This is a genomic window from Virgibacillus sp. FSP13 (assembly GCF_054048505.1).
The window spans coordinates 19,524-34,319 of the sequence record NZ_JBSVKG010000014.1; the positions used below are offsets into that span (position 1 = coordinate 19,524).

Genomic DNA, 14,796 nt, shown 5'->3' on the forward strand with positions numbered 1-14,796 from the left:
ATCACTCCTTTTAATTACATTGATATTTTGAACAAAAAGTATAGGGTCGGACCCCCTAGGTGAGGGAGCCAGACCCTATGGAGTCGTTGCAATTATTTAAAAAATAAACTTAATATTGTTCACCACTACAAACACCTTCAGTAGTAATATCAGACGGAACTGAGTTACCTTCAGCACTGAATCCATTAGCTTCCAGAAGTTCTTTTATCGTACCGTCCTCTTTCAGTTTAGCCAATTGTTCATTGTATGCTTCTCTTAATGCGTCATTATCTTTATGAAATGCAGCAGCACCATAACTTGGAATGCCTTCAATATCTGGTTGTTCAAAGTCACTTACGAATTCAAGCTTATCATTACCAGAGGATTCCAATGCCCTTTTTACTGTCATTTCGGTACCGGTTGTTGCATCTGCACGACCGGATTCTACTGCTGAGAATGTAGCTGGAATGTCTGGAGCACTTTCGACTTGATCATCACTTACACCCTCATGTTTTACATATTCATGTTCTGTTGCCCCCGCCATAATCGATACGGTTGCATCCGTATTAGCAATATCTTCATAACTGTGTAGGTCTAGTGGGTTACCCTTTTGAACAATAAGTCCTTCCCCATACATCATTTCTGGTTCACCGAAATCCGCATTCGCGCAACGATCTGGGTTAATCGCCATACCAGCTGTAATAACATCAAACTTACCAGCGTTTAAACCGGGAATTAATTGACCGAAATCAGCAAGCTGTCCCTCCATATTATCAACACCAAGTTCTTTAAAAACAGCTTTTGCGATGTCCACTGCAGCACCTTTTAGTTCTCCATCATCTGTCTGATAGGCGTAAGGTTTTTCATTAGCAAAACCAACTGTTACAGTGCCTTTCTCTTTCAATTCATCTAATACATTGCCATTACCATCGCCACCGTCACCGTCACCACCATCGCCACTTGCATCTTCTGATCCGCATGCAGCTAGTAGCAAGAGTGTGAAACAGAATACTGACATAAGTAATAATTTCTTCATTTTCTAAATGACCTCCCCTTTTATATTGAAAAAGAATTTATGTAAAATCCTTTTTGTCTACTAGTTAAGTATATGTGGACGAATATGCCAACTCCCCTTATTTCACTTAACTTCAGAGTCAAGTTTTTAACAAGCCTACACTTCCTACTTTCGTTTTAGGAAAAAGATACTGGTTTTTTATTGCACTTAAGTTAAGTAAGAAATTAGGTATAAGTAAACTCAACATTCGATATATGAGGCGAATGCTGAATTCTTCTAAGAGAAAATAATGAAGTTATTGCTTATATGCGGACACACTTTAATAGTAAAGTTATTTAAAATGATTCACAAACGTAGTATTTTTAGATAATTCGGATTTAAATCGCATATTAATTGGTGAAATGTATTAAGCTGATTTATACCAAAATATGCTTGTATATATTGCTTCATGCTTGTATATACTAAAAAATTGCCAAAATTAGTGTAAATTTGAATTCAATTGCGGCACTATATATGGACAAATTATAGGAAAACACGGTACGATTACATATATAATTCAATGGAGGGATTTGGATGGATGTTGTTGTGGTTGGTGCAGGTGCATTAGGCTCTTATTTCGGGGCTCGTTTTCTGGAAGGTGGGGCTAATGTTACTTTTTTAGTTCGGGAAAGACGTGCTAGGCAGATACAGGAGAATAAGATTTATGTAACGAGTACATTAGGAGATTATCGTATTGACGACCCTAAAATAGTAACAGATGTTGCAGAAATCGATAAGGTAGATCTTGTATTAGTAGCAGTAAAAGGCTATCATTTGTCTGGAGTCTTAGAAAATCTTAAAGCAATAACAGATAAGGGTGCTTACGTGTTACCTATTCTAAATGGAATGGAGCATATCAGTTACCTCCAGGATCAATTAGGGAAAGATGCAGTACTTGGTGGGCTGTCCTTTATTATTGCAACATTAAATGAAAAAGGTCATGTTATCCACTCGAGTGATTTCCATGATCTGATTTTTGGCCCACTTGAGCCTACACAAACAGCAATTTGTGAGGAACTTGAAGAACTTTGCGATCAGGCAAATGTAAATGGAGTAAATAGTGATACCATTTCATATGAGTTATGGAAGAAATATGCCTTCATCAACGCGTTTTCTGGTATTACAACTGCCGCCAACTTATCAATAGGTGAAATTCGCAAGCATGACAGTACATTTCGGATTGCGGAAATGATTCTTCAGGAAATGCGTGTTCTTGCAAAGGCCCATCATGTTGAGCTACAGGATGATGAGGTGGAGGCAGCGAAGAGTAAATTAATGAACTTACCAGATGAAACAACCTCATCCATGCACCAAGATCGGCGAAAGGGACTAACACTTGAGGTAGAACACCTTCAAGGAGGGGCCATTCGTTTGGCAAAGGCAGTTGGTGTAGACCTTCCTTATCTTGAAGCTGTTTATGGATTGATTAAACCTTTTGAGAATGCGTAAGGAGAAAACACCATGTATAAATTAAGAGAAGCAAGAATGGAAGACTTTCCAATGATATCTCAGCTAAATGACAACAAAGAGAATATTCACTTAGCTGCTGAAGAGGGTGAAATGGAGAAGGAGCTTTTTGAAACTATTTTAACGCAGGATGATACAAGGATCTATGTTGTAGAGAAATCTGGAATTATCGCTGCCTTTATGGTATTTCGCATGGATCTAACAGCGAATGAATTTCATATACAAAAACTTTCAATCGCTTCCAGCTATGAGAATAAGGGTCTTGATGAGCATTTATATCACAAAATGGAGAGATTAGCTAACCGAAAAGATGTGGAACGATTAATCACCACAATTACAACAGAAAATCCGAACGTACACCAATTTTTTTCACGAAACGGCTGGGTAAAGCAAAATGATGTGTACGTGTTTAACCTAAATGAATAATATACCACATAAGGAGACAGATGTATGCTGCCTACCATAATAATAGGAATTGTAATTATGTTAATTGTTCTCGTAATGACCTTGTTCTCTATATCAAAAGGGTATGCTTATAAACATACTGTTGACCCTCTTCCTGAAGAGGATAAGGGAAATAAATACGAAAAGACCGCAAATTGAAGCGGTCTTTTGACATTATGAGGGATTAAAGTTAGGCTTTGATATCTATAATTAAGGAGTCATTTTTTCGGTCGTAAGCCTTTTTGTAACTGGTTAATGGTTAAGCCAAAATCCATTTGTAAATGGGGATAGTCCTTAAAATGCTTCCAATCACCACCCCAAGTAAATCCCAGTCCTTTTGCTACTTCCGCTACTTCAAACCAGTCCGATTGACCATTGTTGTTGCCATCATACTGAATATCCCAAATAACGTTTCCCTCATGGTCCCTTAAGGCATAATCGAATGCTAGTCCGTAATTGTGGTAAGACTCGCCGCCTTTTGAATAAGTGACAATGTTTCCTTTCTTTGATCGACCTTGTGCATATAATTCATTCTGGCGTTTAATGGAACGCACTTCTTCCGTGATAACGACTCGAATACCAATACCCTTTGCTTTCTTTACTAGTGTGTCTTTCTTTTTCTCCACTGTCGGATGGAGTTCGGTGGGTTCCGGTGCTTCTTCTTCTTCTTGTTCAATGTAGGGATCATCAATTTTATTATAAAGCACGATGATTGCCGTGAAAAAAAGAATGATAATAATCCAAGCCAGGAAGTCTTTGTTGTACTTTTTCTTTTTCAAGGTAAATGTTCTCCTTTTGAAGGTATATCAGTGAAAACGTGGTTCATAGTGGTGGCATTTTAAGTGAAACGTTTTAAAAAAAGATCCGTATAATAGTGTAACCCGAGTAGTTAGGCATGTCGACTTTATATAGAATTATAAAAAAGGGGGGAGACAATGTTTTACTTTTTAAGCTGTTTAATTGGTTATTTGTTTGGCTGTATTCATGGTTCGCAAATTGTTGGTAAATATAAGAAGGTTAATATAAAAGATACAGGCGTAAAAAATGCTGGTGCATCAAATACGACTATTTTACTTGGGTGGAAATTCGGGATTTTAGTTGCACTTATTGATATTTTTAAAGCAACATTATCTATTATACTGCTGTTATATATTTTAAATGAAAATGATGTCACAGGAGAAGCGCAAACATTAATGGTTTATATCAACGCCTTATTCATTATTATTGGTCATAATTATCCAATTACAATGAATTTTAGCGGGGGAAAAGGTACAGCATCGTTAGTAGGTATATTGCTTGCAATTGATTGGAAAATTGCTGTGATTGGAATAGGTATTTTACTCGTGCTAACATTTGCAACCGACTATTTAGTAATCGGTGTATTGTTTATGTATCTGTCATTTTTAGTAACGACTTATTATTTCTTTGGAATAGAGCCAATGATGGTTGTTGTGTTGCTTTCTATTTTATCAACAATGAAACATATTGAAAATTATAAACGTATCTTAGCCAAAGAAGAAACAAAACTGTCCAGTATGTTTCAAAAGAATACAAAATAATGGGATTAGGTGATGGAATGATGATTGTTGATATTCTAATATGGATTACAATTGTTGCATTATTTATCTTAAGCTTTGCAGGAATTATTTATCCCATTATCCCATCACCACTTGTGATTTGGATTGGATTCTTGTTGTATCATTTCGTGATTGATGCTGAAGAGCTCACTGTTTTGTTTTGGGTGGCAATGTCCATTCTGACGGTTATTCTTATTGGGGCAGATATTATCGCAAACAGTTATTTTGTTAAAAAATTCGGTGGCAGTAAATGGGGTGAACGGGGAGCAGGAGTTGCTGTTATTCTCGGTTCGTTTATTATGCCGCCATTCGGTATTATCGTGTTGCCATTTATCGTTGTATTTACGATCGAAATGATACAAAAACGTACTACTGGGGAGGCCGTTCGTGCATCGTTTGGCTCTTTAATTGGATTTTTAAGTGGGGCAGCTGCGAAGGTTATTATTCAACTTATCATGATTGTATGGTTTATAATAGTCGTAATAATGTAATAGAAAGGAATCGATAACATGATAAATCCACCACGAGTTTTGACATTTGCCGGATCTGCGGCAGGAGGAAGTGCCGGCATACAGGCAGATTTAAAAACATTTCAGGAATTGGACGTATATGGGATGAGTGTAATTACAGCGATTGTTGCCCGTCATCCGGAAACGAATAAAAATGTCCACCCGCAAACACTAGAAGCAATTGAGGCACAATATGCGACAGCTATGAATCAAGTTGGAATAGACGCTTTGAAAACAGGAATGCTTTTTTCAAAGGAAGTAATTTTGAAAACAAGTGAAATAATCAAGGAATCAACGATAGATCATATTGTAGTTGACCCGGTTATGGTTGGGAAACTCGATTCAAAATTGCTTGAGGATGATGCGATAGTAGCAATGAAACGTGAACTTTTACCATTGGCTACCATTATTACACCAAATATGCCGGAAGCATCGTTTTTGCTGGATGAACGTAAATTAACGAATGTGGATGATTTAAAACAGGCAGCTGTAGACCTTCATCATTTGGGACCGAAATATGTTTTGGTAAAAGGTGGTCGACTGGAGGGACCAGCAATCGACGTTTTATATGACGGAGAAAGCTTCACAACGTTTGAGGCGCCTAGGATTGATACGGTCAACACAAGCGGGGCAGGTTGTACTTATTCAGCAGCAATTACAGCACAATTAGCTAAAGGAAAAAACGTCATGGAAGCAGTGAAATTGGCAAAAGGATTTGTTACGACAGCAATTGAGTATGGGTTTTCTTACACTGATAAAGTTGGGCCGACCTATCATGCTGCATTACGGACAAAAGGGGAAGCGCATAAAATAATGGTTCGATAAAGGGAATAATCTAAAATTGGAGGGTTATGAATGGGGAAACGAGCTCTAATTAATATTGATTATACGTATGATTTTGTTGCGGAAGATGGAAAGCTTACGAGTGGTAAACCTGGGCAAGTGATTGAGGGGAAAATCGTAGCACTAACAAAGGAGTTCATCGATGCAGGCGATTATGTCGTATTCGCAATTGATGCACATGAAGCTGGGGATAATTATCATCCAGAGTCAGTCTTATTTCCACACCACAATGTAATCGGGACAAAAGGTCGGAATCTATATGGGGAACTGGCCACTGTCTATGAAACAAATAGGGACGCTAAAAATGTCTATTATTTTGACAAAACACGCTACAGCGCATTTGCTGGAACAGATTTGGAAATCAAATTACGTGAACGTGGAATTGACGAAGTGCATCTTGTAGGAGTATGTACCGACATTTGTGTGTTACATACTGCCGTGGATGCATACAACAAGGGATTTAATATCGTTGTTCATCAAGATGCGGTGGCTAGCTTTAATCAAGCAGGACATGAATGGGCATTAGGACATTTTGCGAATACACTTGGTGCAAAAGTGATATAAAATAATACTCGATGGGAGCTTGCAGAAAGGAATTTCTCTGCAAGCTTTTTTGATATATAAGAAACTATAAAATTTGGCTCTAATTTGTTCTCGGATAGGGCGGAGCCACGTCCAGCTCCAGCGCCCAGCGACTAGCGAGACTTCCCTCGCCTCCGTACGATAAGTCAACATCGGTTTACATCTAAAGGAAGGCCGACTAAAAACGGGCTTTGCGCCCAACGTCGGCATACCCCTTTTGCAGGGGCATGTTTCCTTTATCTCCTACGGCTCAGTCCAGTCCGTACGTCGCTAAACGGGCGCTTCCGCTTTTGTTCTAGCAAAAAATGAATGGAAGGATTCAAATCAATCAGACTCAGTGGTTAAACGCTTACAAATAATACATCAATTCAAAATTGTCAAAAAAGGTATTGACATTCTAATTAAATTTGCTATGATTAGAAAAATTAAGTTTTCAAGTCTATGTAAATTGTTTAAATATGGTGAAGAAGACAGGTGCATTGAATCAGGTTCATTAGAGAGCTGGTGGATGGTGTGAACCAGTGAATCTGGCAATGGACAGCACTTCGGAATAGACAGGTTGAAATTGAAGTAGATCTGTCCGGCGTATGCCCGTTAAGCATAGGAACCAATGAAGACTGCTTATTCATGCAGTGAAAAAAGGGTGGTACCGCGTGAGATCAAACTCTTCGCCCCTGAACTATTATAGGGGGTGGGGAGTTTTTTATTTTACGGATCGACTTAATGAAATAAAGGAAACTTTCAGGAGAGGGGAGACGAATCATCTTACAAGACACAAGTTTACTTCGAATACCTGGTCCAACACCAATACCGCCAAGTGTTCAACGTGCAATGAGCCAGCCGATGATTGGACATCGGGGCATCGAAACCAAGGAACTTTTAGGGCGAATTAAACCTAAATTAAAGCCTATTTTTGGTACAGAACAGGAAGTGATGATGATTACTGGCAGCGGCACTTCTGGTTTGGAGACGGCTGTTGTTAATGCGACAAAAACTGGGGATGAAGTTCTAGTGATTGTTACAGGTGCTTTTGGAGATCGGTTTGCAAAGATTTGTGAAGCGTATCAATTAGTTGTCCATCGCCTTGAAATTGCATGGGGAGAGGCGATTGATCCGGAACAAGTTAGAGAATTTTTACAAAAACACCCGCAGTTAAAAGCTGTCTTTGCTACATTCTGTGAGACATCAACGGGAGTGTTAAACCCGGTAGCGGCGATTAGTAAAGTTGTGCATGAAAACACCGATGCTCTAATCATTGTGGATGGTGTATCGTGTGTTGGTGGTGTAGCAGCAAAAATGGATGAATGGGAGATTGATATTCTTGTTACTGGATCGCAAAAGGCAATGATGCTGCCAGCCGGGTTAACTTTTATTGCTGCTAGTAAGCGGGCCTGGAAGGTGATCGAAGCGAATCCACAACCAAGATTTTACCTTGATTTGAGAAAATATCGCGATAATTTAGCGGGAAATTCTACACCCTTTACTCCGGCTTTATCCTTGCTGTTTGGGTTGGAACAAACTTTGACGTTAATGGAAAAGGAAGGATTGCAACAGGTTTACGATAGGCATATAACAATGATGGCAATGTTACGTAGCGCAGTGAAAGCATTAGAGATCCCTTTACTTACAAAAGATGAAGCAGCTTCGCCTACCGTTACAGCTATTCAATTAGGTGACGTGGACGCAGAGAAATTAAGAAAACAGGTGAAACAAGAATTTGGCCTTGCTATCGCAGGTGGTCAGCAACATTTAAAGGGTAAAATTATCCGAGTTGGTCATATGGGCTATTGTGCACCACAGGATGTTTTGCAGCTTGTTAGTTTACTAGAGTTAGGTTTAAGCAGAATAGGTAAACAAATAGATTTAGGGCAAGGTGTAAGAGCGGCACAGGAAATTTATTTGCATAGGGGGAAGTAAGCCATGACATATAATGTATTAATTAGTGATCCGCTAAGTGAAGATGGTATTTTTCCACTACGGGAAGCGGAGGACGTAGAGATCGTTTTGGAAACAGATCTGTCCAAAGAATTATTGCTGGAGCGAATACCACATTTTGACGCGTTATTGGTAAGAAGCCAAACGCAAGTAACGAGAGAGGTTATTGAGCGAGCATCGAACCTAAAAGTAATCGGCCGAGCCGGTGTAGGGGTAGATAATATTGATTTGGAAGCAGCGACAGAGAATGGTGTAATCGTTGTTAACGCGCCAGACGGAAATACAAATTCCGCTGCAGAGCATACGATGGCAATGCTGACCTCATTGGCAAGGAAAATACCACAGGCTTTTTATGCATTGAAGCAAAACCGTTGGGATCGTAAAAAATATGTTGGTGTGGAGTTGAAAGGAAAAACATTAGGGATTATCGGGCTTGGGAGGATTGGTGCAGAAGTCGCTGCCCGGGCAAAGGGACAGCGGATGAATGTGATTGCATATGACCCATTTCTGACTGAGGAAAAAGCGGAAAATATGGGAATAGGCTATGGTACGTTTAATGAAGTACTGCAGGTGGCAGATTTTATTACCGTCCATACCCCATTGTTAAAGGAAACAAAACATATCATTAACAAGGACGCTTTTGCCATGATGAAGGACGGTGTGCAAATCGTCAATTGTGCACGCGGTGGGATTATTGACGAAGAGGCATTATATGATGCGATTGTGGAGCGGAAAGTGGCGGGAGCGGCATTAGATGTATTTGAGGAAGAACCAATTCATCATCATAAACTATTAGAGCTTCCGGAGGTTATTGCGACACCACATTTGGGTGCTAGTACAATTGAAGCGCAAAAGAATGTTGCAATTGATGTGAGTCTCGATGTTGTGGAAATACTCCGGGGCGGTTTGGCACAGAATCCGGTTAATATACCATCTGTACCACAAGAGGTAATGAAGAGAATCGAACCATACTTTTATTTATCGGAAAAACTGGGTGCTTTCCTCGCACGCTTGGAAAATGAAGTAGTGGAGGAAATTTGGATTTATTATGCAGGGGACTTGGCGGAGATGGAGGTTACTCCTTTAACACGAAATACGGTAAAAGGGTTATTAAAACGACACCTTGGGGACCATGTGAACACAGTAAATGCATCGTTTTTGGCTGAAAAGAAGGGGATAACGATCCATGAGCAAAAAACTTCCTCAACCAAGGGCTTTACCAACCTGTTAACGGTCGAAACAAAAACAAAATCTGGTAAACGAAAAGTGGCAGGAACATTATTGAATGGACTTGGTGCACGAATTGTGAAGGTCGATCATTACAGTATGGATGTCGTTCCAGAAGGTCATATGGTCTTCATCCATCATAAGGATCAGCCGGGGGCAATTGGCCGTGTTGGCAGTCTACTTGCGAAAAACGATGTGAATATTGCTACCATGCAAGTTGGCCGTACCGAAATAGGTGGCGATGCAATCATGATGCTCGTGATTGATAAACAACTGGAAAAATATGGATTGGACCAATTGTTAGGGCTTTCGGATATTTATCATGCAACTGCCGTGGATTTGTAAAACGAGAGTAGCAGTTTATTTCCGGGGTCGGCGTCTTTAGAATATAGAAATACGTGTGATGGGTAAGCCAAAGACTGGCACAATTATCATACAGTTGTGCCAGTCTTTGAGTCTGAACTTTTCATATGTTCTTCGGCAAATTTTAACCCGAACGTCTCTGGTGACATTTCATCTGCCTTTGGTAAGCTCCGTAATTTTGGATGGAGTAACCAAACAATCGACACAAATGCTAGCCCCAAGCCAGTTACAGCAAAGATTAACGTGCTGCTTGTAATGGTTGCAAAATATCCACCAGCCAATGAACCAAGTGGCATGGCAATTGTCGACATACTAGCAGATACGGAGCCAACTCTCCCCAATAGCCGATTTGGTACAACGGTTTGCACGGTAGCTGCAAAGATAACATTTGTTCCGCCAACTGGTATCCAGGCAATACCATATATAACAATGGCAAGATATGTCCATGGTAAGGTGGCGGATAAAATCCAACACACAGCACCGATTAAAAACGCGATGATCGTGAACAATCCTACTTTAAATTTCCCCATCCAGCTTGCAAATAAGGCACCAATTAAAGCGCCTGTCGACATTGCTGCTAGATAGAAGCCATATATTTCTGATCCACCCCGTTCATCCGCAAATGCCGGCAAAATCGCCATTGCACCGCCAATGGCGAAGTTTGCAACAATAGAACCAATTAGAAAGGTCGCCATTAATGAGCGAAATACAATAGAAAAGCCTTCTTTTAAATCGATTACATATTTTTTAATTCCCTGAACAATTCCTTTATCTTTAGTGGCCTTTTGCTCAACAGATGAAGGAATCTTTAACGTTAAGAATAATATTGCTGCAACGGCAAATGTTAGAGAGTCGACAAGATATAATGTTACTGCACCAACAAATGCAACAAGTACCCCCGATAACGCATTAAATACTAAGTCAATTCCTTGATAAGCAAAGGAGAAATAGGAATTCCCTTTTACCAACTGGTCCTTCGAAAGGATTAACGGCAAAGCCTTTGACTGTGAAGGATAGGCAAATTGCTCAATAAAGGAAACGATTGGCATGACAATCAATACGATTTGTACGGTTAATACATCAAAATAATAGGCGATCGGAATGGTTAGAATGAGAATTGCCTGAAGCACTTGTGTGATAATTAATGTTCGTTTTACCGGCCAGCGATCAACGAACGGACCAGTGACAAATTGTAATGATGTAGGGAGTAATGTTAAGAAACCAGCAAGTCCGGAATAAAAGGCATTTCCGCCTAGCGTGTATACAAGCCACATTGCTGCCACGTAATAAATACTGTCGCCCATATTGGACACAATTCTACCTAACAATAAAAACAAGAAATTTTTATTTTTTAATATCCTCATTATCACTTTTCCCCTTATCAATTGGAATTTGAAACTCTTCTTCCTCAATTTGGAAGCCAAGATGCAAGAAATAATAGGTATTAGTATCCTCTGATGTTTCCTCACCCAATTGTTGCAATTCTCGCATCAAGGCATAATATTTTTTCTTCCATTCAATAAATTGCTTTTCAGTTGCTTTAAATTCACCGTTAGTTGTGATATAGCCCCAATCTTCCGGATTTTCGCTATGATTTTTGTTTTCAAATGCATAACTTGGTGCAATTTCGAGCCTGCGTTTGGCGCGGTCTAAAATGCTGTAAATCACTTGGCGGGTTGTTTGATTAATTTCATCTTGATGCGGAAGTAATTTCTCTGAAATGGTGAAGCTACCTGAAACGGATTGGTAAAATTTCTGGATAATCCCATTCTTTTCTTCCGTTTTTATCATTTCAATTAAGTTATTTTTTTCGAGCTCTTTTAGATGGTAATGCATCTTGCCGCGGGGGATGTTCATTGCTTCAGCTAGTTGTTGTCCAGTGTAGGGCTTTTCAATGAGATGCATCATCATTTCTGCACGGAGCGGATCCCCTAATGCCTTTAATTGGTTGTGTGTTGTTAATGTCATCATTTGTTCCATCATATTTGCCTCCATTGTCAAATTAAATTAAACAGTCAAATTAATTTAACAATACTTTAGCACAGTAATTATTAGAAAGTAAAGACATTTTTGTTTAAAGGTAAGAAAGAAAAATATTTGCCTCTAATTTGCTTTCGGTAGGATGAGCCACGTCCAGCTCCAACGAAATTTTCTCCGTACGATAAGTCAACATCGGTTCGCTTCCACTTTTGTTCTTTATGTGCTGTTGATTAAAGTATAAGGGGAAGGGAGGTTTTGTTTAACGTCTGGTAGGATGAATTGAACTCATACTAGAGTCTGATTTTTTGTTAAAGGATTTGATTTAATCATAATAAAATTAACCAAGATATCTTTGCAATGTTGGAAGATGCCTATGTTTTCCGGTGACATGTCATCTACCTTAGGCAAGCCACGTAACTTCGGACACTCGTAATACCTCTGAATAACTCATTACGTTAAAGGGAAAATACAGTTGAAAAGGAGTGATGAGGTGAAAAACTTTGCAATAGAGTATAATAAAAGTTACCTAAATGGTGAGTGGGCCGAAGGGGATGCAGGAAGAACTTACGATATATTGAATCCGTACGATGACTCAGTTATAACTACGGTAAGCATCGCATCATTAAAACAGGTGAAAGAAGCCTACGACATTGCAGAAAGGTGTCAAAAGGATTGGGCACATTCATCAATTGAGGAACGTGGAGACATCTTCCGTAAAGCGGCTGAGTTCTTACAAAACAATCGGGAAGAAATTATTGAAATTGTGAGCCAAGAAACAGGTGGAACATTGTTAAAGGCTGAACTGGAATTAAATCTATCCATTGATGTTTTGAAAGAAACGTTTCAGTATATGGATGCCGCTGAGGAAGTAAAACAAGTGAAATCCTCCATTGAAGGGAAAATAAATAAGATTTACCGGCAACCATTAGGTGTCATTTCTTCTATTTCACCGTTCAATTTTCCAATGAATTTATCGATTCGCTCGATTGCACCGGCAATTGCCCTAGGTAATACCGTGGTGCATAAGGCCGACCTACAAGTTGGATTAACTGGAGGCTCTATTTTAGCAAGAGCTTTTGATTACGCGGGTTTACCAAAAGGTGTCTTCCAGTCGGTAATGACTGATATTGATGAAATTGGCGATGAAATGATGGAAAATCCTGTTGTCCAATTGATTGCATTTACCGGTTCAACAAAAGTTGGAAAACATATTGGAAAAATTGCTGGTGAGAACCTTAAACGAGTCGCCCTGGAGCTTGGAGGTAATAATCCCTTTGTTGTTTTACAGGATTCCAACATTGATAAAGCTGTGGATGCAGCAATTTTTGGTAAATTTATGCATCAGGGTCAAATATGTATGTGTATTAACCGGATTATTGTCCATCAGGATTTGTATGAGGAATTTACTAAGAAGTTTATTGAGCGTGCAGCAAATTTGCCTTATGGTGATCAAACAGAATCCAAAACCGTGATAGGGCCGTTAATCAATCAAAGTCAGCTGGAAAAGGTACAAGGAATTATTGAGAAGGCTAAAAATACCGGGTTAAAATTGGGTCTGGAAGGAAAGCGTATAGGTAATGTATTGACTCCATATGTTTTTGTTGATGTTGATAATCGCGATGAACTCGCGCAGACGGAATTATTTTCTCCAGTCGCGTCAATCATTAAGGCTGACAGCGATGATCATGCAATTGACATGGCCAATGATACTATATACGGATTAACATCTGCCATTTTTACATCCGATTTACAAAAGGGTGAAGCATACGGATTGAAAATCGATTCCGGAATGACTCATGTGAATGACCAGACAGTTAATGATGCAGCAAACATACCATTTGGGGGTAACAAACAAAGCGGGATGGGTCGTTTTGGTAATCCGTGGGTGATTGATGAATTTACCAAAATGAAATGGATTTCCGTACAGGATGAGTATCGGGAATTTCCATTTTAGCGATGTTTATTTCGTTCTCCTGTAGTAAAATAGATTAAAATTAAATTTATCTATAGGGGGAGCGAAATGATATTCGCACAAGATACGTTTGATGAATATACAATTAGAATAGCAGGCGTGAACGATTTGAACGCAGTGTTAGAACTATTGTATGAAGCAGCAAATTGGTTAAAGGAAAAGGGAGTTCCACAGTGGGGGTATTTGCGCAGTGGAGGAGAAGACGAGGAAATCCGCCAAGATATATTAGCTGGAACGACATATGTAGTAGAAGATAATGATAGAAATATCGTGGCGACCTTTAATCTTTCTCCAAAACAAAACGATTGGGACATTGAAATGTGGGGCAAACGAAGTGATCAGGCCTATTATTTGCACAGGCTTGCGGTAGTTCGAGGTCGCCATCATCAGCAAATCGGAAAAAGGCTTTTGCGTTGGATGGATGACAACATGCTAATCGATGATGGTTATATACGATTGGATTGTGTGGCGGGGAATCCTGTTTTAAACGATTATTATCAGCAAGCAGGATTCACGTTTTCCGGGTATACGGGGGAAGGAGAGGACAAGTTTTCCAAGTACGAAAAACCTTTAAGCAGAAAGGCTTGACTTTACTTTTTGATCCATATATATTTAACAATACATAGATGAAACGTTGACAAGGATTAGTACAATTGAAACGTCTTTCACAAGAGAGGAAATGGGTGGTGCAAATTTCTAAAGACTCAATTGGAACCTGCCTTTAAGTTCGCCATCACGAAAGATGCGCGCGGTTCATAACCGTTATGAAGTAAAGTGGCATGACAGAGGCCGGAGTGTGCTCTCGATTGCAACAAGGGTGGTACCACCAAACCTCGGTCCCTTTTCATGGGATACGAGGTTTTT

General features: G+C 39.4%; 15 protein-coding genes and 2 other annotated features. Of the genes, 11 read left to right on the forward strand and 4 right to left on the reverse strand.

Features of this window, described 5'->3' with window-relative positions; translation table 11 throughout:
* Positions 1–109 precede the first annotated feature (109 nt).
* Complete coding sequence (ehuB, locus tag ACW2QC_RS12615) at positions 110–1,015, reverse strand: ectoine/hydroxyectoine ABC transporter substrate-binding protein EhuB (RefSeq protein ID WP_457544331.1); 906 nt, start codon at positions 1,013–1,015, stop codon at positions 110–112.
* A 552-nt stretch (positions 1,016–1,567) separates the two neighbouring features.
* On the opposite strand from ehuB, the gene ACW2QC_RS12620 reads away from it, so the two are divergent.
* The 3 genes from ACW2QC_RS12620 to ytzI are packed head-to-tail and all read left to right on the forward strand — an operon-like array spanning position 1,568 to position 3,103.
* Positions 1,568–2,482, forward strand: a complete 915-nt coding sequence (locus ACW2QC_RS12620) for a ketopantoate reductase family protein (protein ID WP_457544332.1) — start codon at positions 1,568–1,570, stop codon at positions 2,480–2,482.
* A gap of 12 nt (positions 2,483–2,494) precedes the next feature.
* Positions 2,495–2,926, forward strand: a complete 432-nt coding sequence (locus ACW2QC_RS12625) for an N-acetyltransferase family protein (protein WP_457544333.1) — start codon at positions 2,495–2,497, stop codon at positions 2,924–2,926.
* A gap of 24 nt (positions 2,927–2,950) precedes the next feature.
* Positions 2,951–3,103, forward strand: a complete 153-nt coding sequence (ytzI, locus tag ACW2QC_RS12630; protein ID WP_457544334.1) for a YtzI protein — start codon at positions 2,951–2,953, stop codon at positions 3,101–3,103.
* A gap of 59 nt (positions 3,104–3,162) precedes the next feature.
* Here ytzI and ACW2QC_RS12635 read toward each other — a convergent pair whose 3' ends face one another.
* A complete protein-coding gene (locus ACW2QC_RS12635; RefSeq protein ID WP_457544335.1) occupies positions 3,163–3,723 on the reverse strand; it encodes a M15 family metallopeptidase in 561 nt (186 codons plus the stop codon).
* A gap of 156 nt (positions 3,724–3,879) precedes the next feature.
* On the opposite strand from ACW2QC_RS12635, the gene ACW2QC_RS12640 reads away from it, so the two are divergent.
* From ACW2QC_RS12640 to serA, 6 genes are all read left to right on the forward strand, one after another.
* Positions 3,880–4,503: a glycerol-3-phosphate acyltransferase gene (locus ACW2QC_RS12640; RefSeq protein WP_457544336.1), complete on the forward strand. Its 624-nt coding sequence runs from the start codon at positions 3,880–3,882 to the stop codon at positions 4,501–4,503.
* The gene (locus ACW2QC_RS12645) at positions 4,503–5,012 is read left to right on the forward strand and encodes a DUF456 domain-containing protein (RefSeq protein WP_457544337.1); all 510 of its coding nucleotides are present in this window, start codon (positions 4,503–4,505) and stop codon (positions 5,010–5,012) included. Before ACW2QC_RS12640 ends, ACW2QC_RS12645 begins: the two co-directional genes overlap by 1 nt.
* A gap of 18 nt (positions 5,013–5,030) precedes the next feature.
* Entirely contained in the window at positions 5,031–5,855 is an 825-nt protein-coding gene (gene thiD / locus ACW2QC_RS12650; RefSeq protein ID WP_457544338.1) for a bifunctional hydroxymethylpyrimidine kinase/phosphomethylpyrimidine kinase, read from the forward strand.
* Between the two features lie 30 nt (positions 5,856–5,885).
* Positions 5,886–6,437: a cysteine hydrolase family protein gene (locus tag ACW2QC_RS12655; protein WP_457544339.1), complete on the forward strand. Its 552-nt coding sequence runs from the start codon at positions 5,886–5,888 to the stop codon at positions 6,435–6,437.
* A 470-nt stretch (positions 6,438–6,907) separates the two neighbouring features.
* Positions 6,908–7,134, forward strand: a binding site (T-box leader).
* Between the two features lie 83 nt (positions 7,135–7,217).
* Positions 7,218–8,372, forward strand: coding sequence for a pyridoxal-phosphate-dependent aminotransferase family protein (locus tag ACW2QC_RS12660; protein WP_457544397.1), 1,155 nt, complete (start codon positions 7,218–7,220; stop codon positions 8,370–8,372).
* 3 nt (positions 8,373–8,375) lie between these two features.
* The gene (gene serA / locus ACW2QC_RS12665; RefSeq protein WP_457544340.1) at positions 8,376–9,962 is read left to right on the forward strand and encodes a phosphoglycerate dehydrogenase; all 1,587 of its coding nucleotides are present in this window, start codon (positions 8,376–8,378) and stop codon (positions 9,960–9,962) included.
* 86 nt (positions 9,963–10,048) lie between these two features.
* Here the strand turns inward: serA and ACW2QC_RS12670 are convergent, their stop codons facing one another.
* A complete protein-coding gene (locus tag ACW2QC_RS12670) occupies positions 10,049–11,344 on the reverse strand; it encodes an MFS transporter (RefSeq protein WP_457544341.1) in 1,296 nt (431 codons plus the stop codon).
* On the reverse strand, positions 11,325–11,963 hold the full coding sequence (locus tag ACW2QC_RS12675) for an ArsR/SmtB family transcription factor (protein ID WP_457544342.1): 639 nt from the start codon (positions 11,961–11,963) through the stop codon (positions 11,325–11,327). The genes ACW2QC_RS12670 and ACW2QC_RS12675 overlap by 20 nt, the downstream gene beginning before the upstream one ends.
* 487 nt (positions 11,964–12,450) lie before the next feature.
* Here ACW2QC_RS12675 and ACW2QC_RS12680 point away from each other — a divergent pair, with 487 nt between their 5' ends.
* A complete protein-coding gene (locus tag ACW2QC_RS12680) occupies positions 12,451–13,914 on the forward strand; it encodes an aldehyde dehydrogenase family protein (protein WP_457544343.1) in 1,464 nt (487 codons plus the stop codon).
* Between the two features lie 66 nt (positions 13,915–13,980).
* On the forward strand, positions 13,981–14,520 hold the full coding sequence (locus tag ACW2QC_RS12685) for a GNAT family N-acetyltransferase (RefSeq protein WP_457544344.1): 540 nt from the start codon (positions 13,981–13,983) through the stop codon (positions 14,518–14,520).
* A 37-nt stretch (positions 14,521–14,557) separates the two neighbouring features.
* Positions 14,558–14,777 (forward strand) — a binding site (T-box leader).
* The last annotated feature ends 19 nt before the right edge of the window (positions 14,778–14,796 follow it).